The sequence below is a fragment of the Paenibacillus sp. FSL H7-0326 genome, assembly GCF_001955535.1.
Lineage (GTDB): Bacteria > Bacillota > Bacilli > Paenibacillales > Paenibacillaceae > Paenibacillus > Paenibacillus shunpengii.
This window is the reverse complement of record NZ_MPVN01000008.1, coordinates 84,052-106,828: the sequence shown is the minus strand read 5'-3', so window position 1 is coordinate 106,828 and position 22,777 is coordinate 84,052. Positions and strand designations below refer to the sequence as shown.

The following is a 22,777-nucleotide window of genomic DNA, read 5'->3' as shown; positions in this document are numbered from 1 at the left end:
TGTCATTCTCCTTTTAAAGTAATCCATACCAAGCAAATATCATCTTCATGTTCCTTCGGAGCGCTGCCATTCAGAAAAATCCGGCGCATTTCCGTCTCATTCCAAGTATGATCTCCAGATAAATTCTGCATCAGATAAGTGAGCTGCTCTTCTGTCTCACCTTCATATACTTCCAGCAATCCGTCTGTAAACATCGCGATATGACTATCGCCTTTGTAATATATCGTTTCTATCTTCGCATCCATTTGTTCAAACAGTCCTACCGGATGTGTAACCACATCAAGTGCATGCACGGTTCCATCATCCTCAAACAGCAGGGCAGGCGGATGGCCGGCATTTACATAATCAATACGCTTTTCATTTGTGTCTACCACAAGATAAATGGCTGTAAAATAGTATTGAACCAGCTGTTCCTCCAGGTACAGCTGATTGAATCTACGATTCAGCTCTTGGACAACCCGGTCAGGCTGAACATAAGTAGTAACTGCATCCTTTAATACGGATGCGATAAACATGCAGAATAAAGAAGAAGAAATGCCATGCCCCATCATATCAAGCAGGATCACGCCGTATCTTCCTTTGCCAAGCGGATACCAAGCGTATAAATCCCCAGCCAGTTCTGCAGAAGGCTGGTATAAGGCATGAACGTGAAAATGAGGATCCTTTATAGCCGGGCTTAACACCGCATTTTGTACCAAGCCCGCCAGTTTGAGCTCGTCTTGAATACGCTTATCTCTTTCTTTTCTCCAATCCTTCTCCTGCTTCAACCGAAGGGCCAGACGAATACGAGCCATCAGCTCAACTTTATTAATAGGCTTGGTCACATAGTCCATTGCACCGACATCAAGCGCTTCTGCCAGTTTCTTGGAATCCCCTACAGCTGTCACCATAATAATAGGAATATCTTTGAGGTGCGGATAGTTCTGAACGACACCACAGGCCTCAATTCCATCCATCTCCGGCATCATCATATCCAGTAGAATGAGGTCTATATCAGACGCCTCAGGCTCATCTGCACTGACATCGGCGCCCAGCTTAATGCCAAGCACATCAAACATTTCAAAAGCGGAGCTTGCCGTGATAATATCTCGATAATTTTCTTTCTTTAAGATTTCACGAATAATAATGACATTGGTAGGATTATCATCAACAATTAATATTTTCATAGCTCTCTCCTTCTATCAGAAGCCAAATGCACTATTAGTGCTGCAAATTCCACTAACAATGATTATACACCGATTTATAACTCAGAGCAGTCCCAATAAAAGTTAATAGGCTTACACCCCTGATGGCATCCCTCTTATTATAAAATAACGCACTCCTTCTAAGGTTGTTATTTTCAGCTTCTTCACCAATTTTTCATAGTTTTCCCTTTTGAACGCACAGAAGGAATGGGACTTTTTAGTCCCATTCCTTGGCTATAGAAATATGTTATTTCCATATATTCAATTTCAAAATATCATTCACCCCGTCTAGCAATAACGAGTACTTTTCCTTTATCCAGTTCTTTCTCATAGTAATCAGCTTCTGCTTCGGTATAACCCATCGTAACGATCTTCGCTCGAAGCTCGTCCCCTCGTGAACGGAACAGATTGGCCAGGGAATCAAACATCCCTTCCTCCTTAATTCCGATCTCTTTGGCATTGGCTTTATCCGCAATACGATCCGTTCGATCTGGGTCATGCGCCAAGACGAATATTTGATCTGTAGTATATCCAGCTTCACGAAGCTCTCTTACCGCCTCAACCGCTTGAATTCCATTCTCAACCACTTTAGCATAGCTCTTTGCATTGGTAGTACTCATGGTATCCACGCTCCTTTGAGATTTTCACATATTGAATATTAACCCTTGTTCTCTACATTGAAACAGCTAATATCAGAAATTAATTCATTTAAAAAGAATATTCGTCAAAAAACTCCACATGCTGTAATTTGCCGCTATCGGGATTCATATACACTTTCACAGCATGATGGTCTCTAACATACACCTCTCCATCTTGCGCTACGAAATCAGGCTCTCCTAGAGTAGCTCTGATACTGCTTGGAGTCATCTCCATATATTCATTGTTCACCTTTAAATAGCCGGCTTTGTTGTCCACTTGAACATAGTGAACAATGCCATTATTTATACCCACCAGCATATCATCGTAAATATATTCCTTGCTGCCAAGCAGTCGATTATGCTCAATACTCACTGGCTGCCCGCATTGATCAACGAGATCTTCAGCTGTGTCATATAAAGAGATGTCATTCACTGTATCAAAAGTAACCTTTTGGTCTGATTCCAAGGTAGTCCGCTCTGCTGCAGGCTGTACTGCAGCACTTACTACGGACTGCCCTTGCGTTGCCACGGGTTGAACGGAAAGAGGAGCTGTTAAAGCAAGCATCAATACGAGCATACGTAACATTCGCCTCAACCTTTCTACTTCTCCATGTTTCTATCGGCATCTTATTTGCGGAATCTGCTCCATGTGTCTGCTGCAATATCTACATAATTCATCCACTTTGGTGAAGAATTGTTGTCATGGTGCGCTAAAGTCGGTGTTGTCATGCCAGGCGCAGGCAGCGACTTCGTATAGCTGGAATCTCCTGCTCTGCTTACCGATGTATCCACCGATCCTTCTTTTTTCTTCTGGAATTTGTTCATAAGCGTCGTGGATACTTGCTTCGCAGCAGCAGTAACCTCTGTCAAAATCTCTCCCAGGTTTTTGACCGATGTCACAACCGGATCAATCTGCTTCATCTTATGTTCAACGTCAGCTGTAATATCGTTGGCGTGTCTAACGGTCTGTTTCACTTCATATCCCAGTTCGTCGATTGTTCCCCGAACCTCTTGAAGCGTCTTTGATACATTATCAAGGGACACCTGAACTGTCTTTAATGTTTTAATGAGGAAGACGACAAGCACGGCAAATGCTATCGCTATAATGAGAACACTTACTTCTATCATATTGAATGACCTCGCTTTCGCAATTTGTTTTGTTGTTTTGTTATTTCATAGTTACCCTGCCTCCCCTTTGTCGAAACAAACAGCAAGGCGGTAAAATTCTGTTTTCCCGTGTATTATTTGTAGGGAATTTTCAGACAATATCTTCTAGTCCCCCTTTTTGTTTCGTCATAATTCTTCTGGGTTAATGACAACTACGAACGAGGTGACGCCAAGCCCTAAGCGAAACGCACCTCCGACCAAAACGGAAAGGATGATTACCATGTTGAAATGGTCACTAATTTTTCTAATCGTAGCAGTTGTAGCCGGTATCTTCGGATTCTTCGGTATTGTTGAAGCAGCTGCATCCATTGCCAAAGTATTGTTCTTCGTATTCCTGGTATTGTTCGTTATCTCTCTCTTCACAGGAAGAAGCCGATCGCGATAACGCAGCCAAGGAAGCCTAAATGTAAAATGATATTATGCTGCTAGAGCAGCATCGAATGATTGACACAAAAAACCTTACGGTGACAAAAGTGTAGGATGGTTGGATTGCTTAAACCGTATTACACACTTTTGTCAGGTAAGGTTTTTTTGTGCTATTTTCCCGGGGAAATTAGTCCAAAACCATCAATTTAGAAACCAGGCACATAGACCTTGGATAAATAAAGAAATAATTGTTATAATTTGTGTTTCATATCCTTATTTGCTTGGTTATTGATAAAGCATGTAAGAACTACATAACAACACTAGGAGGAGATCAAAATGAAAAAAATGATCAGTATTACCGCAGCACTTCTTGTAACAGCTTCCATGGCGGCAGCAGCCAGCGCACAGGAAGTTACCCCAACTACAGAAACAGAGTCCCCGACTCCGATTTCTGTAAGCGTTGATGGAACATCTACAACAGACGGATCCGTGTCCGACGTCGTTTATGGAGAACCGATTGTAGAGCCTGGAGATGGAATCGATATCCCGCTTAAGCCACTGGAGATTACAAAAATTACTTACTTCTATGATGCTCCTAACGGTAAAGCAACAGGTGCACTCAGCCCTCAATTCGTATCTGTTACCGGTAATGAAGTCGTAAACCAGACTACAGGTGAAACTTGGGTGGAGATTTATACTTGGAAAGGTATTGCATGGGTCAATACAGGAATGTAACGCAGTAAAATAAATGATATGACAAAAGGTGTCTCTATCGTACAATTGTTAACGAGAGGGACACCTTTTTTATGTTTTTGATTCGTCGCTATTCAGCTAGATCCGCGTTTCTTCCGGCTCCACATGCACATGCACATGCATAATATTGTGATGTCTCCGCATATTTTCTTCAATCGTATCACTGATGTGATGCCCTTCGACAATACTTAGATCCCTTGCCACCTCAACTACCACATCGACCATAACATGACTGCCGTACAGCCTTGCTTTGACATCCTTGATGCCCTGCACCCCAGGCGTTTTGGCGACCGTAGTTCGCAAATCATGCAGCTGATCCTCATCAAAACCGTCTGTTAGACTATGCGTCGATTCTCTAAAGATATCCCAGGCTGTCTTACAAATGAGAAGACCTACAATAAATGCAGCAACGGTATCCATCCAAGGCAAACCGAACTGGGCTCCAATGATACCAATAGCAGCCCCCACACTAACGAATGCATCAGAGAGATTATCTTTGGCTGCAGCCATTAACGCCTGACTTCTGATCTGGCGGGCTAATTTGCGATTATACAAATAAACTCCAATCATAACTACGGCAGCCACTCCTGCAACGAGAGCTGACCAAATATCAGGGATCTCCTTCGTTCCTTCAAAAAGTGAAGTTCCCGCATCAATGAGCACCTGAATCCCGACCATGGCCATAATAAATGAAGCCATCAGTGCTGCCACCGTTTCCGCACGGAAATGACCGTAAGCATGATCCGAATCCGGCGGCTTCCGTGAAATCCTCAGCCCAATAAGGACAGCTATCGAAGCAACAATGTCTGTGAGATTATTAAAGCCGTCTGCTTTTAGAGCACTTGAATTAAACGCAAATCCACAAATAAGCTTAAAGGCTGACAGAACGAGGTAAGCAGCGATGCTGATCCATGCCCCGCGCTCCCCTTTTTTAATATCATCATAAGCATTCAACCGAAACGACACTCCTTTTTTTGAAGCACACAAATATATTTCATATACACGTGCAGCTTGAACAATCGTTTTACCATGTTACCAAATGGGCACCGTGTGGGTCTATAGAAACAATGTTGCCAGATCACATTGCTGTAGACAAGACGAAACAGTGTTGCTTGGCGGCACTGCTATGAGTCCTAACAAACTTTTTTGCATAAGCGCAAAACATTCTGTTTTTTCACATTTCACTCTAATCTATTCTTGCCCTTGTTTGGAGATTTAAAAACGGATAGAATTAGGTTGAAATGTTAAGTATTTATACTCTACATTTCAACCGGGTAGTGAATTGTTACGTATGTATACTCAACATTTCAATCGGGTAATGAAATGTTAAGTATGTATACTCTACATCTCAACCGGGTAGTGAATTGTTAAGTATGTATACCCTACATTTCAACCGGGTAGTCATCACTAAAGAGGAGGTATGTATCTCATGAGCGAAAATAACGAGCCTCGTAAAATCAGTCTAGCGGATGCAGTCAAGCAAAAGCTCGCCCAGAAAAAAGAGCAAAACAACGGGAATCGCGGCGGCTTCCAAAATAATGGAACGAAAAAGTTAGTCAGCCAAAACAACAAAAAGCCGAACAATCAACGTCGCCGTACTGGCGGGTCCTAATATTGGCTATCCTCCAATTATTCAACTGCCGCTGGCAAAACGTAAAAAGTCCGTATTCTGGATGAATGAGTTAAACCATTCAATCCATGGAATACGGACTTTTTATATGGATATGTTCCTAAGCTTCTACAGGATACATTTGAGCACGCAGCTGTTTCACTTCATCGTTCTCAAGGTATTCATCATAGCTCATTTGACGGTCAATTACACCTGTTGGTGTAATTTCAATGATACGGTTCGCGATGGTTTGAATAAACTGATGGTCATGGGATGTGAACAGAATCGTTGCATCCGTATCAATCAGACCATTGTTCAGTGCCGTGATGGATTCGAGATCCAAGTGGTTCGTAGGCTCATCCAGAATAAGCACATTCGCACCGTTCAGCATCATTTTGGCAAGCATACAGCGGACTTTTTCTCCACCGGACAGCACGCTTGCTTTCTTGAGCGCTTCTTCTCCAGAGAACAGCATGCGTCCAAGGAATCCACGCAGGAAGGTTTCTTCCTGATCCTTGGAATATTGGCGCAGCCACTCAACCAGGTTCATATCTACACCCTCAAAATACTTGGAGTTGTCTTTCGGGAAATACGCCTGCGAAGTCGTAACACCCCAAGTATATTCCCCGGAATCAGCTTCCGTCTCACCCATCAGCACTTCAAAAAGGGTGGATTTCGGCAATCCGTTAGGTCCAACAAAGGCAATCTTATCACCCTTGTTCACCACGATGCTGAGATTGTTAAGAACTTGCTCGCCCTCAACAGATTTGCTCAGACGATCAATCGTCAGAAGCTGCTTACCTGCTTCACGCTCAGGCTTAAAGTTGATGAACGGATATTTCCGATTCGATGGACGAATATCGTCCAACTGAATTTTTTCAAGCTGCTTCTTACGGGAAGTTGCCTGTTTGGACTTGGATGCATTGGCAGAGAAGCGCTGAATAAACGCTTGAAGTTCTTTCATCTTCTCTTCTTTTTTCTTATTCGCATCACGCTGCAGGGCAAGCGCCAGCTGACTGGATTCATACCAGAAATCATAGTTACCTACATACAGCTGAATTTTGCCAAAATCAATATCTGCAATATGCGTACATACTTTGTTCAGGAAGTGACGGTCATGGGATACCACGATAACTGTACCTTCATAATCCATCAGGAAGTTCTCCAGCCATTGGATGGATTCCAGATCCAGATAGTTGGTAGGCTCATCGAGCAGCAAATTGTTCGGGTTTCCGAACAAAGCCTGCGCCAAGAGAACACGTACCTTCTCATTGCCGCTCAGGTCGGCCATTTTTTGCTCGTGCATGTCACGAGGAATGCCAAGACCAATCAGAAGCGCTGCTGCATCCGGTTCCGCGTCCCAGCCGTTCAGCTCCGCGAACTCACCTTCAAGCTCACCTGCACGCAGACCATCCTCTTCGGTAAAATCGGATTTGGCGTAAAGCGCATCTTTTTCCTTCATAATTTCATACAAACGAGTGTGACCCATAATAACCGTCTCAAGGACCGGATACTCATCGTAAGCGTAATGATTCTGTTTCAGAACAGCCATCCGCTCGCCTGGTGTCATGTGTACTTCACCTTGGTTTGCTTCAATTTCACCGGACAAAATTTTCAAAAACGTTGATTTCCCTGCTCCGTTAGCCCCGATAAGGCCGTAGCAGTTCCCTGGGGTAAACTTGATGTTCACATCTTCAAACAATGCACGTTTACCGTAGCGGAGCGTTATGCCGCTTGTACTGATCATTCAACATACCATCCTTTATATATAAATTAAATTGTTCATCATTGGCCTGCATCAGCATCTTGCATCCGTTTATTCCAAGCCTTGATACTACATCCTCGCACAACTAGCTATGACGGACTGGGGTGAAAGCCTTTTTCTACCCGTATGGCAACATATTATAGCATAAATAACGCCGAATTTCCCAATAAACAAAGAAAGAGCCGCCAAAATGATGAACCCAGCGGTTTAATCCGTTACAATAATATTGTACACTTAAAATTTCATACAAAATAGGAATGAAATATTTGGCTACAATAAACAAAGAACATGAACGGAGGTCGACGATCTATTATGAAAATTACATCCATTGAACCTACACCGAGTCCAAATACGATGATGCTGCATCTCGACGAACAGCTTGAATCAGGCATTCGCCGAACCTATACATTAGATAACGAGCGTTCTGCTCCTGCCTTTATCCGCCAGATGCTTCATATTCCAGGGGTCAAAAGTGTGTTCCATACTGCCGGCTTTGTTGCACTGGATCGCAAAGGCAATGCTGACTGGTCTGCCATCCTTGGTGAAGTCCAGGAAAAGCTGGGCCAGGAAGGTGCGCAGCTGCAATGGGCTGAGGCAGATGCAGCCGACGGGGAACACTTCGGAGAAGCTCAGGTATTTGTTCAATTCTTCCGTGGAGTCCCCATGCAAATCCGAGTCAAAGCAGGCGCACAAGAGGAACGTATCTCTCTGTCTGACCGGTTTGTAAAGGCGGTGACTGAGGTTGCCTCCGCGACGCTGATCAAGGAACGCAAGCTGACGGACTATGGTGTTCGTTACGGCGAATTAGCTGATATTGCCCGCGAGGTTGAGCAGGAGCTCGAAGCAGCCTTTCCTCCGGAACGGCTTCAAAAAGTGATCGAGCAAGCCATCGCTCACGGCACCAAGCAAGAGGAGTTTGTTGAGCAGCGCAGAGATTTAACGGACGAGGAGATTCGGACAGCACTGCAAAATGACGACTGGCGCGTTCGTTATGCCGCGCTTGATCAGATGGAGCCTACGCCAGAGCGTATAGACCTGATTCATACGGCCCTGAAGGATGAGAAGATGCAAACACGCCGTCTGGCAGTTGTCTACTTGGGTGATCTGAAGACGCCGGAGGCTCAGGAGCTATTATATGAAGCAATGCAGGATAAATCACCTGCCGTACGACGGACTGCAGGTGATACATTGTCCGATATCGGGGATCCGGCAGCCACGCCAGTCATGATGACTGCGCTTAAGGACAGCAGCAAGCTTGTTCGCTGGCGTGCAGCCCGCTTCTTATATGAAGTAGGTACAGAGGATGCGAGAGAAGTGCTTGAGATCGCAGCAGATGATCCGGAATTTGAGGTCAGCCTCCAGGCAAAAATGGCGCTGGAAAGGATTGAATCCGGAGAGCAGGCAGCCGGCACAGTCTGGCAGCAAATGGCGGGACGCAAGCGGGATTAATCTTCATCAAATCCTCACATAATAAGGAAGATTATACCATTGCCTTCTAAGCAGCTCTTGCTTTATACTGAAGTCTGTTTTACAGCAAATTGAATATAAGATACACCTCATCATACACAGGTGAGGTAGAGGTCGCGGTTACGATCAGTAAACCGGAAGAGGCATAAGAGCTGCCGTTTGGATTCCGTGTTGAAAGGCGTACCCGCCGAAATCTGTTTGAGTACTGCTCTATGAAACGTACTCCAGGTTGGGGCTGCTAGATCCGAAAGGAGCAGAACTGTCATAGCGTACAGCTATGTTGAGCTATCTTAACGTTTAAAGTATGGTGCGGAAGTTAAAAATAGGGACCGCGGGTATACAAACCAGCGGTCTTTTTTTATTCTTTCCCGGCATACGAATCCATTTCATAATACCTTGAGATTTATGGAATAGATGCATACGTAAGACCAAATAGAAGGAGTGTATTAAAAAAATGCAGCATCAAGAAACGACAGGCCCTGGCTTGAAAAAAGGGCTTAAAACAAGACATATGACAATGATCGCCCTCGGCGGCTCAATCGGTACAGGATTGTTCCTCGCCAGCGGGGGCGCGATTGCGAACTCTGGCCCAGGCGGCGCACTCATCGCTTATGCTGCGGTTGGCATCATGGTTTACTTCCTAATGACCAGCCTTGGAGAGCTTGCTACCTTCATGCCAGACTCCGGTTCATTCAGCACTTATGCTACAAGATTCGTAGATCCTTCCCTTGGGTTTGCCCTTGGGTGGAATTTCTGGTACAACTGGGCGATTACGATTGCAGCTGAACTGTCAGCAGCAACGATTATTTTGAAATATTGGTTCCCGGACAGCAACTCAGCATTGTGGAGCCTGGTGTTCCTGCTCTTGCTTATCGGACTTAATGTCTTGTCCGTTAAAGGTTACGGAGAATCCGAATACTGGTTTGCACTTATCAAAATTGTACTTGTCATCGTATTCCTCATTGTCGGTGTCATGATGATCTTCGGTATCCTGGGCGGAGAAGCGACCGGCTTTGAGAACTTTACCGTAGGGGATGCCCCACTGCACGGCGGATTCTTTGCGCTACTCGGTGTATTCATGGCAGCCGGATTCTCTTTCCAGGGAACGGAGCTTGTCGGGGTCGCTGCCGGTGAGAGTGAAAATCCGCGTAAGAGCGTACCGCGTGCCATTCGGCAAATTTTCTGGCGGATTCTGATCTTCTATATCCTGACGATTCTGGTTATTGGTCTCATCATTCCTTATTCCGATCCCAACCTATTGAACTCGGATCTGGAAACGATCAGCGTCAGCCCGTTTACGCTCGTATTTGAAAAAGCAGGGTTCGCCTTTGCCGCTTCTGTGATGAACGCGGTTATCCTGACTTCTGTACTATCTGCGGGTAATTCAGGGATGTTTGCTTCAAGCCGTGTGCTGTACGCACTGGCGAAGGACGGCAAAGCGCCGCGTATTTTTGCAAAGCTGAACAAACGAGGAATTCCTGTGTATTCCCTGCTGCTCACTGCAGTCATCGGCATGCTGGCCTTCCTGGCTTCCATGTTTGGCGATGGTGTGGTATATACCTGGCTGCTTAACGCATCTGGAATGTGCGGATTTATAACTTGGCTCGGTATTTCCATCAGCCATTATCGTTTCAGAAAAGCCTATGTCGCTCAAGGAAGAGATCTAAAGGACTTGCCTTTCAGAGCAAAATGGTTCCCGTTTGGTCCACTCTTTGCCTTTGTGCTCTGTATGATCGTTATTCTTGGTCAGGCACTTACCCTTGATCTTAGCGATGTAACCTGGATCGACTTCGTAGCCACATACTTTACGATTCCATTATTCCTCGCGATTTGGCTCGGGTATAAGTGGAAGCATAAAACAAAGGTGATCCCGCTGAAGGAGTGCGATTTTAGTACAGATCCATCCTAATTACCTCTTAATCTATCGAAGAAAGCCTAATCCTGCTGCTACAGCAAGATTAGGCTTTTTTCTATTGGGTGTTCAATTATTGTCAGATCAAGCTTTCCCGTTGGAAAAAGGGATGATCATCTTGCTCGCAATCGCTTCTTACTGCTTCCAGTTTACCTTCACCTTTAGATCACCGGTATCTTCAAAATCAGATACATAATAGGAGATGGACTTAATTCCGAGGCTGTACAGCTCCTTCAGTTCTCGAAACAATTCATTCTCTTCCCCATCATAACGGAATATAACAGAATGGGCGCCCTCGTCTATTTTGGATTGAACCCGTTCTCTCAGCTCTGCTGATGTTTGAATGATCTCGTTCTCATTGTACAGACCGTAATTCAGCGTTTCGTAGAGACGCTCATAAGCAGGGTATTTATCATCCTTCTGAAGCATCAGTACATGAATGGCTTCGCGATAAGGCGTTGCAGCGGTAGGATACTGCTCCTCCCACGTATGATCCTGCCCCATCTCTTCATCCGTCAGCAAATAGTAGTTATAACTGACTTTGCCGGGTTGATCCGGCGTTGGATCGTCCCAGGTCGTGTCCATGTGATACCAGACTCCATCCAGGAGCAGCAGGTTCCAAGCGTGCAGCTGACCACCCGCCTGCCCTTCGATAATTCGATTCGTAATGCCTGCTTCGGTAAGCATCCGATAAGTAAGAAGCGAGTAGCCTTGACACACCGTGCTTCCCGTCGCAAGTCCATCGTAAGCTGTATATTTTTGCATGGCTTCATCATAAGCCAGATTCAAAACGACATAGTTGTGAATCGCCTCCACCTTCTCATGATCGTTCATGCCTGGCTTAATGATGTCAGTAAGTATTTGATCCACTCGGGAATTGACATAAGCCGTCTGCTCTAAGGATTCCCTATATTTAAACTCGATGCTTACTTCTGCTGAAGCGTTCGTGCCCTTGTAATGATAGGCGTAGCTCTTGAGTGTGTACTGAATGTAAGAATCACTTCGCATCGCCTTCTCTATGGCTTCCTGTAATGTAGCTTTTAAGACTTTTACTTTACCCTTATAGGTAAATTGAAATTGATCTGTCCTGCTTACCATGGCACTCGTGAGTACCTCATGTAATTCTTCGGATGTGATTGCGTTTTCATTAGATGCGGCGTATAGCGTATGCAAATGAACTGACCGGGGAATGGCTCCTATTAGCACGATACCTAGCAACATGACAATAAATAATCCAAATCTGCGTTTTCTCATTGATCATCCTGCCTCCCTTCCGGTAATCAACTCATGTCCGGCAGAAATATTGTAGCATAAACAAGCTTCTGCTCCATGTTCTAGTTTTGTCGATGAGACTCGAAAAAAGCTTCCCTTATCAGGGAAGCCTATTCTTATACATATTCACTTTGTCTCCATTTAGTTCCTTGCCGTATTAAAAAATTTAATAATAACGATACGCCCATTTATCACTCGTAAAATAATCCAGTTTATCCTGGAGCTCAGCAAGCCGGTTGATCACCTCAGCTGCCTCGGACACGGTCACGGGACGATCCGGAAGGAATCTGCCTTCAATAAGAGGAAGGATGCCTAGTCTGATTGCCAAGGAAGCAGCACCTTTATTATCAATCTGTGCAGCATCTGCCACACTCGGCAAATCGGTACCCTGCTGATAGAACTTAGCCAGCTTGTCGTATTGAAGCATGCTGATAATCATTTCAGACAACTGACCTCTTGTGATCGAATGGTTTGGGGCAAAGGTTATCTCTGGGTCTGCTTCAACCCATCCCTGCTCGATCAGTCGGTTGAGAATGAAATAGTATGGACTGTCCATATCAATATCAGCAAACAGCTTCGCTGAATTGCTTGAATAATAACTGCTCATCTGCACATGCGGATCGAGAGCCCGTGCCAAATACGTATACCAGTCGCCCTTCGTAATGCTGCGCTCCGGCTCGATCTTACCTTCAATATCAGGAACGAGCACCCCGTGAGAGATCATCCGCTGCATAACGTCTTCCGACTCATGACCCGCAATATCAACCACCAGATCATCGGTATGATTTGCACCAGACGAATACATTTCACGAAGCTTGCCTGTTGTGCCGTCAATTACCTTGGAGGAATACAGCTGAGCTGCTCCCTGGGATGGCATGTATACCAGCTTTACCGGAGGGATCTCTTCGCCCGTATTATAGTATTGATTAGATTCTTGGTAACTAAGCACCATTTCAGTGGAGTCCAAATAGGCTGCTTGTGCCTCTTCTTGAGTAATACTGGCCTCCTTCACCTCTGGCAGCTGCGCAATTTCCGCACTTAAGCTTGTATAAAATGTATTCACCTGACCGGACTTGGTCATCGATATATTCACGTTATCTCCTATGACCCGAAGACCATTCAAATATCGGCTATAAACAAAGTTATACCCATCTTCCATCGAGATCATCTGACTTAATCGAAGCTCGGTTACTGCATTAGGAACGAGGGACGATATCAGTTCGGCAGCTTGATCTTTGGCCGCTTGCTTTGAAATCTCTTTGATCGCCCTGTCCCCGTTCTCTCTGCTGCTATGATACCATTCAGAATAGTCCATCACTTGACCTGTTTCTGCGTCAACTTGAGTACTAATGTCGCTTACTTCATTACCCTTTTGATGCGAAAATCTTACATTCCACACTTTCTTCACAGCACCGCGCTGCGAAGTTCGGTTGAGACTTATATCTGTCGTCTGATAATCTTTCAATGAAGGAAATTTATTCTTAATAAGGGCAACCACCTCATCGCGGGCTGGCGGCTTCGCTGCAGGCTCAAAGCTTACATTTGTCTCAGGCAGCGGTTCATCTAATAAAGCTATATCTGATTCTTCAGAAGCATACACATCGACAGCCTTACCCGTTATTGCATCGACAACAACTTCCCACGTGTTAGAAGGCACATACGCCAAATAGTACTCTTTGCTGCCATTATTATAAGCATAATTTACGGGAACATAAGCCAGCTGAAGGTCAAGACCTTCTTCAAAGTGTTTCTTAGCTTCCTCCTTCGTCACCTTAGGAACCGGAGAAGGATAATTGCTATGTCCAGTCATTCGAGTGTAACTGGTCACCTCTCCGCTGTCGTTTACACTGACATAAACGATGTTGCCCACAGCAGGCAGGCCATTTACTTTCAATTGATAGGAGAATGAATATTCCGTTCGTCCAAATAAAGGATTCATTCCCTGATCCATAACTTCAAGAGATGAGTATTCTCCTTCCTTGAGATCAGGTATAGCTTCATGCAGGAATGCGGCGCTGATCTTCGCTGCCTCCTCTTCTGATATGCGCTCTTCGGATTCCCCTCTCTGAATGAGATACTCAGGTAGATGTGCTGACAATACCTCACCCGTCTGGCTGGATACGGAAGCGCTGAAGCTCGATGTAGAATTCCCTCTGGTTATGCTATAAGAGAGATCCCATACCTTATCTTCTGCAGGAGGGTACGATCCATTCGATCCCAATTGAACCGAAGTAAGCGTTGCCTTGGATAGCTCGGGAAATAGTTTAAGGATGTTTTTATGCGCTGTTTCAGAAGAGATTTTTGCTCCCTTGGGAATGGTGCTGTCCGTTATACTCACTGCCGGCTCTTCGCCAGCGGATACTTGGGCAGCCGATACTTCCTGAATGGCTCCTTGCGTATGTACACCCAGCATCACAGCAGCAAGCGCTGCGGCCACTCTCTTCATTGAGGGTGATTTTTTATTTTTATTTTGCTTCAATCCTCTAACGCTCCTTTCTTTTTTCCAATCTGTGCCATTATATCATAATACAATCTATTAAATTCCTGATTTACCCAAAATTAAAATTTAAACTTTTCGGGCTATAGAACGTTCCTTGCAAAAAAGAAAAGCCAGCTAAAAAAGAAAAAAGGCTGAACAGCAGCCCTTCTCCCTTAAACATGGCTCTATAGATACGATCTCATCATCTTTACTGTAACATACAACTGATTTCACTCTATCATATCTTTTTCTAACGCAAAACCCCATTCTGCAATTTTTCTTTCAAATACTGCTGATTATAGAGCATGCTTGGATGCGTGGGATGATAACTGAGAGCCAGCTCATTATGGTAATTGGCCTGCTTGTGATTACCAAGACGGTCATAGCAGACACAGAGCTGCAGATGCGGAATCCATGTCCATGATGGCTCATCGATGTTCGCTAACGGGTCTTCCGGCCGCTTCAGCGCTACAGCTGTCTCAAACCAATGAATAGCTGTATTCCACTCCGCACGCTCTGCAAACCATGTGCCTACCTTGCAGCATGCTTCTGCGCGCGGGGACGCATAGGTAAATGACCTGAACAAGGCTGCTAGCTCCTGCTCTTTCATCCCAAGTCTTCCCATACATTCGGCCAGCTTCAAGCTAGCGGACAAATTATCCTCAATCCAGCCGTGACCCGAATCGAGGAACCTCGTATACCATTGAACCGCTTCCTCATTCAAACCATGATCTCGTAGCTCATTCGCATAATAATACTGATCCCGGGCAGTAAAAACCTCTCCCTGTTCTTCAAGTCTTTTGTATATTCGTAAATTACGGTCTGTATATTCCTTGTCTTTCTTGTGTGTTACTGCAATGTTCGTATGGACAATATTGCCGGAAACAGCCAAATATTCGTGCACAGCACCATGCCACTCAAAGCCCTTATCCCTACGGACCAGCCGATTCCTTCTCAGCTTATGGCTTACATTACCCGATCCATCAAAGGCCAGATGATATTCCATCGACAGTCCGTCAATGGACGAATCCAGCCTTTCCCTCCAATCCAGCAGCTGCTGCCGGTCCTTCTCCTCAAACACATCATCTGCATCAAGCCATAAAATATATTCTCCCTCAGCCTGGCTGAAGGCAAAATTTCGGGCATCGGCGAAATGATCCTTCCACTCATAATCTACAATTCGGCAATCATATTCCTTCGCAATTTCACGAGTACGATCCGTTGACCCCGTATCCACAATGACAATTTCATCCGCAATCTCCCGCACTGAATCGAGACACCGCGCCAGCGATTTTTCCTCGTTCTTCACGATCATGCACAGACTAATAAGAATGTACTTGCTTGCCTCTGTGCCCTCTATCGTATGCCTAGAAGCTGATTGAAGAAAGGCTGCGACTCCGTCCAAATCCGAATCCCGATAAATATGATAAGCTGGGTAATGCGTATCCACGTGCAGCCGAATCCCTAGCGCCTGGGCTCTCACACAGAAGTGTCGGTCCTCGCCCCATAGAGTAAGATTATCGATCCGGGCAAAACGAACCCCCTTCTCAAGCGCAGATCTGCGAATCAAAGTACAGGCTCCAAGCCCTCCTACCTCGTATCTTCCTTTCTTGCGCAGTTTTCGCATGAACTCCGCACTTCGTCTCTGCTTCTCTTCTTCCGTAAGCTGCTCATTTTGTCTCTCTTCATATAATGTATATTCATCTCTCAGCCATACCTGCGGCATCTCAATCGTCCCCGGCTGCCAGCGGGTCCAGAAGAGGTTTGCCACGATTTCTTCTTCCCCGTTCAAGAGCTGTGTCAGGGTGGCCGGATGCAGCACTAGATCGGAATCGAGCAGGAAGAGAGCATCAAAGCCTCCTTCTATTGCATAGGAAAGGATCCAATCCTTCAAGGCTGCGACCCGCCATATATATTCTTCAGGCCAATAATGACCGTATTCATTCCGGCTGTAAACCGGCTTAGGGTCCGAGTCTGATTCAGTAGGCTGACCTGTAGTAAGAGATGGCTTCACACTGGAGATCGAAACTTCCGACTTGGACGTGTCTCTCCGTGATGGATCTGCCTTCGACGTCTTCAGCGCTTCTGCCGGATCTGCCGCATTTGCTTCATTTACTGCATTTTCTGCGTTTGCTGCTGCAGATCTGGCTCCCGCTCGGCTCCGCTTGATCAGTGGTTTCTTGGGCTTCTCAATTGCCGCGGCCTTTACCACTTTTCCTCCATGCTTCCTTACAAAAGCTCTCAGCTGCTTGGACGAGTCCTGAGCCTCATTATCATCAATAAATACATAGCTTACCTCGATCTCTTCCTCCCGGATGGAGAGTAAAGACAACGATTCTAGAAAGGCCTTTAACACATCTGGTGATTGACGCACAGGACTTGCGATCAGGATACGCTGCAGAGCTGTCATAGTGCCCTCGTCCTCCTTTTAATGGGATTTCCATGCTACGAGGGAAGGGGCCGTATCCAGAATAGATTCATACTGCTCCTTCCATCCATATTTCGCCTCAGGGTCCAGCTGTCTGTAACGGACATATTTATGTAATCGGTCTTCCCGTCTAGCCCAGCCGAAATGCTGTATACGAGCTTGATGGCATATGTAGGGGAACTCGAAGATGTTCAGCGGGAATCTTCCACAGTGCTGCGGAGTTTCTTTCCACCTATACGTCTGATGGGGGTCAAATTTAACTAGGAAAGGCCGATAGATCTGGTGTGCACGCCAATACAGGTCTTCGCGGTAATGCGTCTCGCTCCACATATCAAATAATCGAAAATAAACGGCCTCATGCGGTCCTGTCGTCATCGCGTGCAGGTCCTCTCCCCATCCGTCCTCCAATATTTCATCCGCATCCAGATTAAGAATCCAATCAGCTCCTGCCTGTGCTGCTGCTTCCCACTGCTGCTTGCGGAGGGATACTTCATCGGAGAATTGAGACTGCTTATTACGGATGAGCACATGCTCCACTCCCTGAAGCAGCTCTTCACACAATTCAGGCGTTCCATCATTGCTTCCATCATCAATAATGACCGCTTGATCGATCCAGGGGCGGTGCTTGATCAAAGCACGTTCGAGGTACCGACCTGTCTCATTTTTCACGATCATGGACAACGTAATTTTGCTACTTGCCGAATCTGCCATGTTCTCCTCCTACCCCGCCGAACTGCCTGTTATTTGTCCTGAAACAGTCGGCAGCCTCCATCTTCAATTTATTCGTGAATTTCGACTGTTATAACTAGGATTCGAAGGAAACGGCAAGTAGAGTCCTTTAAACCTTAAGATGAGCCAGAGCTTAGTAGAGAATGTAATTCCGGTTTACATTACAAAAAAGCCATCCGTCTTATATAAAGACAGATGGCTTGTGCAAAGTATTCAAAAATTTATGATCTATACTCTGTCAGCTTCTCATTCAACTCGCGAGTTTGACCATATACTTCCTGGTACAGTGCAAACAGTTTGTCGTAGGATGCCGCTGTTTCCGGGTTCGGCTCATAGGTTTTGGCTGGACGAATAAATGCTGCAGCAACCTCCTGCAGCGAACCAAACCAACCGCAGCCATATGCTGCGAGAATTGCAGCACCCATAGCAGGACCCTGTTCACTTTCAAGCTTGATAATCTTCGCATTGAAGATGTCCGCCTGCATTTGCAGCCAGGTCTCATTCTTGGCGCCGCCTCCAATAGAGATGACTTCGCTGATCGTCTTGCCGGCACCGCGGATAATATCAATCGACTCACGAAGAGAGAATGTAATTCCCTCAAGCACCGCACGTCCAAAATGCTGAAGCGTATGACTTGCATCCATACCGATAAAGCTGCCGCGGATATTTGCATCAGGATGCGGGGTACGCTCGCCAACGATGTATGGAGTAAACAACAAACCGCCGCTTCCTGCAGGAATTTGGTCGATGCCCTGCAGCAGCAGATCAAATGACAAGTCTTTGGCGAAGGTATCCTTGAACCAGGTCAGGCTATAGCCCGCTGCCAAGGTAACGCCCATAATATAGTAGGCATCCTTCTCAGAGTGATTGAAGAAGTGGACCTTCCCTTCAAAATCAAGGTTCTTGCGTTCCTCATAGGATAGAACAACCCCGGAAGTTCCAATACTGCTCATCGTTTTCCCTTCACTCAAGATCCCTGCACCAATGGCGCCGCAAGCATTGTCAGCTCCGCCGGCAAATACTTTGGTTTGAGGGGTAAGTCCAGCTTCCTCCGCAACTTCTGGCAGCAAGGTGCCGACCAGATCAAAGGACTCCACCAATTTCGGACATAGGGAGAGCGGCAAGGAGAATGCATTCGCGATCTGTTCGCTCCAGGATTTCGCCGCAGGATCCAAGAGCAGCGTTCCAGCTGCATCCGAATAATCCATCGCATAATCGCCGGTCAACCGGTAGCGTACATAATCCTTAGGCAGCAGGAACAGCGCTGCTTGGTCCAGAATTTCAGGCTCATTCTCCTGCACCCACAAAATTTTCGGCAGTGTAAAGCCTTCAAGCGCACGATTGCGTGCAATGGACAGCAAATCCTGACCCAATGTATTTTCAATCTTGCGGCACTGAGCGGTCGTACGTGTATCATTCCACAGAATAGCCGGGCGAAGAACGTTTCCTTCTGCATCTACAAGCACAAGTCCGTGCATTTGTCCCGAGAAGCTGAGACCTTCCACTTCAGCCGGATTAATACCCGATATCTCCATCAATTTGCGCAAGGATACAATGGTTTGCTGTACCCAATCCTCGGGATTCTGCTCACTATAACCAGCCTTGGGCTGATACAGCGGGTAGGCCTCGGATGCTTCATACAATACATGGCCGCTGCGATCGACCAGAACCGTCTTTACAGCACTGGTTCCCAAATCTACACCAATGACATAACTCATCTCATTCTCCTCCTCTTCTTGTAAAAAAAGAACCGTCCCCATGCCTTTCGCTTACGCCAAAGGCCGGGGACGATCCGAAAGGCTCTCTTAAAACGTCCTATTGGCTCTCAAATCATGCTTGTATTGCTAAATCCGGAGGGACGATTAGTCAGCCAAGATGTATTGGTTAAGAGTCGCTTTGAGCAGCTCTTGACGGCCGGATTCATTTTTGCGAGGTGTTTCATTGTTCAGTGCATATTCTGCCAGGGAAGCAAGAGTTGCTTTGCCTTCAACAACCTCAGCACCGACGCCTTCTTTGAAGCTGGAGTAGCGTTTCTCGATGAAATCATCGAATACGCGGTCTTCGATCAGTTTTGCTGCAACCTTAAGACCTTTCGCATAAGTGTCCATACCTGCGATGTGAGCGAGGAACAGATCTTCTGCTTCGAAGGAAGCACGACGTACTTTTGCATCAAAGTTTACGCCGCCTTTGCCAAGACCGCCGTTCTTCAGAACTTCGTACATTGTAAGTGTTGCATCGTAGATGTCTACAGGGAATTCATCTGTATCCCATCCGATCAGCAGATCGCCTTGGTTCGCATCCAGGGATCCGAGCATGCCGTTGATGCGGGCAACACGGATTTCATGGTCAAATGTATGACCAGCGAGTGTTGCATGGTTTGCTTCAAGATTCAGCTTGAAGTGCTTGTCCAAGCCGTACTTTTGCAAGAACGCAATGGATGTAGCTGCGTCGAAGTCATATTGATGCTTTGTTGGCTCTTTTGGTTTAGGCTCGATCAAGAATTGAGCGTCAAAGCCGATTTCTTTGGCATAATCAACAGCCATATGGAACATGCGAGCAATGTTGTCTTGCTCCAGCTGCATATCAGTGTTCAAGAGAGTATCATAACCTTCGCGACCGCCCCAGAATACATAGTTCTCAGCGCCAAGGCGTTTACCCACTTCAAGACCTTTCTTCACTTGAGCTGCTGCATGCGCATATACATCAGCGTTGCAAGTGGAAGCAGCACCGTGCATGAAGCGAGGGTTCGTAAACATGTTAGCTGTGTTCCAGAGCAGTTTTTTGCCAGTTGCTTTCATTTGCTCTTCGATCAAGTCAACAATTGTATCGATGTTGCTGTAGAATTCACGAAGCGTGCTTCCTTCTGGAGCAATATCCACGTCATGGAAGCAGAAGTATGGAAGGTTCATTTTCTCCATGAATTCAAAAGCAGCCTCTACGCGGACTTTAGCCAGATCCATACCGGAATATTTATCATAAGAGCGAACTGCCGTATCTTTACCAAACGGGTCAGAACCGCCAGCTGTAAGTGTATGCCAGTAAGCCATACCAAAACGGAAATGCTCTTCCATTGTTTTACCGGCTACGACTTCTTCGGGATTATAAAATTTAAATGCAAAAGGATTCTTGGAATCTTTACCTTCATAAGCAATTTTATTAACGGATTCAAAATAGGCCATGTGACAAAGCCCTCCTCAAAATTAGTTTAAAACTGTTTCGCGAAATCGTTTACACCGTTATACTATCACACTCGAAATACTTTGTCTATTGGTTAAACAAAGTTTGTTTTTTGAAGTGATTTTCGTTACAATAGTCTTTATATCATCACAAGGGATGTGCTTTATCCATGGCGATTACCGGAGATCAGGCTCTGGTCAAGAAAATAAATAAGTCCATTATTCTGAGCACGATTCGGGAACACGCCCCGCTCTCCAGAGCAAGAGTATCGGAGCTCACCGGACTGAATAAGGCGACCGTCTCTAATCTGGTAACAGAGTTAATTGAGAATCATCTCGTCACGGAGATCGGTCCAGGTCAATCCAGCGGCGGACGCAAGCCGCTTATGCTGCTTTTTAATAATACGGCAGGTTATGCCATCGGTATTGAGCTGACCGTTGCGAAGCTTCGCGGTGTACTTACTGATCTTGCAGGAAATATTGTGCATGAAACCTCTCTCCCACTGACCAATCACGATATTCCATCCGTCACTGCCAGGATCATCACAATGACCAAACAACTGCAGACCGAGGCTCCCTTATCGCCGCATGGGGTCATAGGCATAGGTGTTGGCGTGCCAGGAATGGTAGACGAGGAGGGTACGATACTCTTCGCACCGAACCTTGGCTGGAATACGGTGCCTCTGGCGAGCATGCTGGAGGAAGAGCTCGGGCTTCCTGTAACGATAGACAATGAAGCGAATGCCGGTGCTTCCGGAGAGCTTCACTTTGGAGCAGGCAAGGGAATGCGGCATCTCATCTATATTAGTGCAGGCTCAGGGATCGGCTCGGGGATCATGATTGACGGCGGTTTGTATAAAGGAGCTTGGGGATATGCAGGTGAGACGGGGCATATGTCCATTGATGCAGAAGGAAAACAGTGTACTTGCGGTAATCGAGGCTGCTGGGAGCTCTATGCTTCAGAGAAGGCATATGATGAAACGAAACTTCAGCTTCCGGCAGCGACAACGGCTGAGCTGGTAGCTTATGCTGAACAGGGGGATCCCGCTGTGCTTGAGCTGTATCGAAGCATCGGACATCGGCTGGGCATCGGCATTACAAATATCGTCAACAGCTTTAACCCAGAGCGAATTATTGTGGGGGGACCGCTGTCCGAGGCTAGAGATTATATGGAAGACTCGCTCCAGCAGGTCGTCGCAAAGAGGACGCTGCCGTATCACATGCGCAGTCTGCAGATCAGCTTCGCCCAGCTCGGAAGCAAATCGACCCTCATCGGTTCGGCATACGGAGCAATCTCTCAATTTCTAGGTCACATTCGAGTAAGTGCGTAAGCTGTACACCAGGTGATTTAATGATGTGTGATCCATTGGACTGTTAAATATTTACTAATTCAGACAAAAAATCGTCCCATTTTATCGTCGCACGCCCTCTATTTCAAGGTATAATGAAACTAATTGTGTGTCATTTATCACAGCAGAGTCTTACCTTTGTGTGTATACCTTACGTACGAAATGGAGAGAATTCGTGTGACTTATGTGGATACATCAGATATTTCAGCCGCGATGTTTATTGCTGTTTTACTGTTCCTAATTGTAATCGCACCTTTGGCTAGTCTAGGTATCCTCAGACTGTTTCAAGGCAGAAAGAAACAAGCCCTATGGTATATCGTATCCGGAGTAGCGGTCTACGGTATATTCCAGTGGTTTATGTGGTATTTCTTTTAAAAACAGCAATAAAGGCATCAGCACGTTATATGTACCCTGTTGGCTATGACTCTTAAGTAAAGTCCAGCCCGCAGGGTATTTTCACGTATGATGCCTTTACTTTATACG

At 45.9% G+C, this 22,777-nt stretch carries 19 protein-coding genes and 1 riboswitch; of the genes, 7 read left to right on the top strand and 12 right to left on the bottom strand.

Annotated elements, in window-relative coordinates; genetic code table 11:
• Positions 1 to 2: 2 nt before the first annotated feature.
• The 4 genes from BK126_RS25930 to BK126_RS25915 all read right to left on the bottom strand — a co-directional run bounded on the left by BK126_RS25930 (position 3) and on the right by BK126_RS25915 (position 2,950).
• Entirely contained in the window at positions 3 to 1,166 is a 1,164-nt protein-coding gene (locus BK126_RS25930; protein WP_076315384.1) for a PP2C family protein-serine/threonine phosphatase, read from the bottom strand.
• Positions 1,167 to 1,459: 293 nt separating this feature from the next.
• On the bottom strand, positions 1,460 to 1,804 hold the full coding sequence (locus BK126_RS25925; protein WP_076315383.1) for a YflT domain-containing protein: 345 nt from the start codon (positions 1,802 to 1,804) through the stop codon (positions 1,460 to 1,462).
• Positions 1,805 to 1,892: 88 nt separating this feature from the next.
• The gene (locus BK126_RS25920; protein ID WP_179085599.1) at positions 1,893 to 2,408 is read right to left on the bottom strand and encodes a hypothetical protein; all 516 of its coding nucleotides are present in this window, start codon (positions 2,406 to 2,408) and stop codon (positions 1,893 to 1,895) included.
• 41 nt (positions 2,409 to 2,449) lie between these two features.
• Positions 2,450 to 2,950 carry a DUF948 domain-containing protein gene (locus BK126_RS25915; RefSeq protein ID WP_076315381.1) on the bottom strand — a complete coding sequence of 167 codons (501 nt, stop codon included), beginning with the start codon at positions 2,948 to 2,950 and terminating at the stop codon, positions 2,450 to 2,452.
• 259 nt (positions 2,951 to 3,209) lie between these two features.
• On the opposite strand from BK126_RS25915, the gene BK126_RS25910 reads away from it, so the two are divergent.
• Together BK126_RS25910 and BK126_RS25905 are read left to right on the top strand one after the other, a co-directional pair.
• Positions 3,210 to 3,374: a DUF1328 domain-containing protein gene (locus BK126_RS25910; protein WP_047913737.1), complete on the top strand. Its 165-nt coding sequence runs from the start codon at positions 3,210 to 3,212 to the stop codon at positions 3,372 to 3,374.
• A gap of 317 nt (positions 3,375 to 3,691) precedes the next feature.
• Positions 3,692 to 4,090, top strand: a complete 399-nt coding sequence (locus tag BK126_RS25905) for a hypothetical protein (protein ID WP_076315380.1) — start codon at positions 3,692 to 3,694, stop codon at positions 4,088 to 4,090.
• Between the two features lie 96 nt (positions 4,091 to 4,186).
• Here the strand turns inward: BK126_RS25905 and BK126_RS25900 are convergent, their stop codons facing one another.
• Positions 4,187 to 5,062 (bottom strand): cation diffusion facilitator family transporter, encoded by an 876-nt coding sequence (locus BK126_RS25900; protein WP_076315379.1) that lies wholly within the window; start codon positions 5,060 to 5,062, stop codon positions 4,187 to 4,189.
• A 475-nt stretch (positions 5,063 to 5,537) separates the two neighbouring features.
• Here BK126_RS25900 and BK126_RS25895 point away from each other — a divergent pair, with 475 nt between their 5' ends.
• Positions 5,538 to 5,720 (top strand): hypothetical protein, encoded by a 183-nt coding sequence (locus tag BK126_RS25895; protein ID WP_076315378.1) that lies wholly within the window; start codon positions 5,538 to 5,540, stop codon positions 5,718 to 5,720.
• A 118-nt stretch (positions 5,721 to 5,838) separates the two neighbouring features.
• On the opposite strand, the gene BK126_RS25890 is transcribed toward BK126_RS25895, so the two are convergent.
• Complete coding sequence (locus tag BK126_RS25890) at positions 5,839 to 7,464, bottom strand: ABC-F family ATP-binding cassette domain-containing protein (RefSeq protein WP_076315377.1); 1,626 nt, start codon at positions 7,462 to 7,464, stop codon at positions 5,839 to 5,841.
• Positions 7,465 to 7,794: 330 nt separating this feature from the next.
• Here BK126_RS25890 and BK126_RS25885 point away from each other — a divergent pair, with 330 nt between their 5' ends.
• Both BK126_RS25885 and BK126_RS25880 read left to right on the top strand, forming a co-directional pair.
• Positions 7,795 to 8,931, top strand: coding sequence for a virulence factor (locus tag BK126_RS25885; protein WP_076315376.1), 1,137 nt, complete (start codon positions 7,795 to 7,797; stop codon positions 8,929 to 8,931).
• A 118-nt stretch (positions 8,932 to 9,049) separates the two neighbouring features.
• Positions 9,050 to 9,245: riboswitch (Lysine riboswitch) on the top strand.
• Between the two features lie 158 nt (positions 9,246 to 9,403).
• Positions 9,404 to 10,858: an amino acid permease gene (locus BK126_RS25880; RefSeq protein ID WP_076315375.1), complete on the top strand. Its 1,455-nt coding sequence runs from the start codon at positions 9,404 to 9,406 to the stop codon at positions 10,856 to 10,858.
• 138 nt (positions 10,859 to 10,996) lie between these two features.
• Here the strand turns inward: BK126_RS25880 and BK126_RS25875 are convergent, their stop codons facing one another.
• From BK126_RS25875 to xylA, 6 genes are all read right to left on the bottom strand, one after another.
• Entirely contained in the window at positions 10,997 to 12,115 is a 1,119-nt protein-coding gene (locus BK126_RS25875) for a transglutaminase domain-containing protein (RefSeq protein ID WP_076315374.1), read from the bottom strand.
• 184 nt (positions 12,116 to 12,299) lie between these two features.
• Positions 12,300 to 14,612, bottom strand: a complete 2,313-nt coding sequence (locus BK126_RS25870; RefSeq protein ID WP_076315373.1) for a YcdB/YcdC domain-containing protein — start codon at positions 14,610 to 14,612, stop codon at positions 12,300 to 12,302.
• Between the two features lie 250 nt (positions 14,613 to 14,862).
• Positions 14,863 to 15,927 carry a glycosyltransferase family 2 protein gene (locus BK126_RS30060; RefSeq protein ID WP_076315414.1) on the bottom strand — a complete coding sequence of 355 codons (1,065 nt, stop codon included), beginning with the start codon at positions 15,925 to 15,927 and terminating at the stop codon, positions 14,863 to 14,865.
• Between the two features lie 1,113 nt (positions 15,928 to 17,040).
• Entirely contained in the window at positions 17,041 to 17,751 is a 711-nt protein-coding gene (locus BK126_RS25860) for a glycosyltransferase (RefSeq protein ID WP_076315372.1), read from the bottom strand.
• A 239-nt stretch (positions 17,752 to 17,990) separates the two neighbouring features.
• Entirely contained in the window at positions 17,991 to 19,487 is a 1,497-nt protein-coding gene (gene xylB, locus BK126_RS25855) for a xylulokinase (protein ID WP_076315371.1), read from the bottom strand.
• A gap of 144 nt (positions 19,488 to 19,631) precedes the next feature.
• Entirely contained in the window at positions 19,632 to 20,948 is a 1,317-nt protein-coding gene (gene xylA, locus BK126_RS25850; protein ID WP_076315370.1) for a xylose isomerase, read from the bottom strand.
• A gap of 167 nt (positions 20,949 to 21,115) precedes the next feature.
• On the opposite strand from xylA, the gene BK126_RS25845 reads away from it, so the two are divergent.
• Entirely contained in the window at positions 21,116 to 22,276 is a 1,161-nt protein-coding gene (locus tag BK126_RS25845; protein ID WP_076315369.1) for an ROK family transcriptional regulator, read from the top strand.
• Positions 22,277 to 22,471: 195 nt separating this feature from the next.
• Positions 22,472 to 22,669: a hypothetical protein gene (locus BK126_RS25840; protein ID WP_076315368.1), complete on the top strand. Its 198-nt coding sequence runs from the start codon at positions 22,472 to 22,474 to the stop codon at positions 22,667 to 22,669.
• Positions 22,670 to 22,777 lie beyond the last annotated feature (108 nt).

What these genes read in the sequence shown, in the direction of transcription:
- BK126_RS25860 (WP_076315372.1), bottom strand. Translation starts at nt 17,751, where the DNA reads ATGGCAGATTCGGCAAGTAGCAAAATTACGTTGTCCATGATCGTGAAA.
- BK126_RS25845 (WP_076315369.1), top strand. Translation starts at nt 21,116, where the DNA reads ATGGCGATTACCGGAGATCAGGCTCTGGTCAAGAAAATAAATAAGTCC.
- BK126_RS25880 (WP_076315375.1), top strand. Translation starts at nt 9,404, where the DNA reads ATGCAGCATCAAGAAACGACAGGCCCTGGCTTGAAAAAAGGGCTTAAA.
- BK126_RS25885 (WP_076315376.1), top strand. Translation starts at nt 7,795, where the DNA reads ATGAAAATTACATCCATTGAACCTACACCGAGTCCAAATACGATGATG.
- BK126_RS25925 (WP_076315383.1), bottom strand. Translation starts at nt 1,804, where the DNA reads ATGAGTACTACCAATGCAAAGAGCTATGCTAAAGTGGTTGAGAATGGA.
- BK126_RS25920 (WP_179085599.1), bottom strand. Translation starts at nt 2,408, where the DNA reads ATGTTACGTATGCTCGTATTGATGCTTGCTTTAACAGCTCCTCTTTCC.
- BK126_RS25915 (WP_076315381.1), bottom strand. Translation starts at nt 2,950, where the DNA reads ATGATAGAAGTAAGTGTTCTCATTATAGCGATAGCATTTGCCGTGCTT.
- BK126_RS25890 (WP_076315377.1), bottom strand. Translation starts at nt 7,464, where the DNA reads ATGATCAGTACAAGCGGCATAACGCTCCGCTACGGTAAACGTGCATTG.
- BK126_RS25905 (WP_076315380.1), top strand. Translation starts at nt 3,692, where the DNA reads ATGAAAAAAATGATCAGTATTACCGCAGCACTTCTTGTAACAGCTTCC.
- xylB (WP_076315371.1), bottom strand. Translation starts at nt 19,487, where the DNA reads ATGAGTTATGTCATTGGTGTAGATTTGGGAACCAGTGCTGTAAAGACG.
- BK126_RS25930 (WP_076315384.1), bottom strand. Translation starts at nt 1,166, where the DNA reads ATGAAAATATTAATTGTTGATGATAATCCTACCAATGTCATTATTATT.
- BK126_RS25910 (WP_047913737.1), top strand. Translation starts at nt 3,210, where the DNA reads ATGTTGAAATGGTCACTAATTTTTCTAATCGTAGCAGTTGTAGCCGGT.
- xylA (WP_076315370.1), bottom strand. Translation starts at nt 20,948, where the DNA reads ATGGCCTATTTTGAATCCGTTAATAAAATTGCTTATGAAGGTAAAGAT.
- BK126_RS25875 (WP_076315374.1), bottom strand. Translation starts at nt 12,115, where the DNA reads ATGAGAAAACGCAGATTTGGATTATTTATTGTCATGTTGCTAGGTATC.
- BK126_RS30060 (WP_076315414.1), bottom strand. Translation starts at nt 15,927, where the DNA reads ATGATCGTGAAGAACGAGGAAAAATCGCTGGCGCGGTGTCTCGATTCA.
- BK126_RS25895 (WP_076315378.1), top strand. Translation starts at nt 5,538, where the DNA reads ATGAGCGAAAATAACGAGCCTCGTAAAATCAGTCTAGCGGATGCAGTC.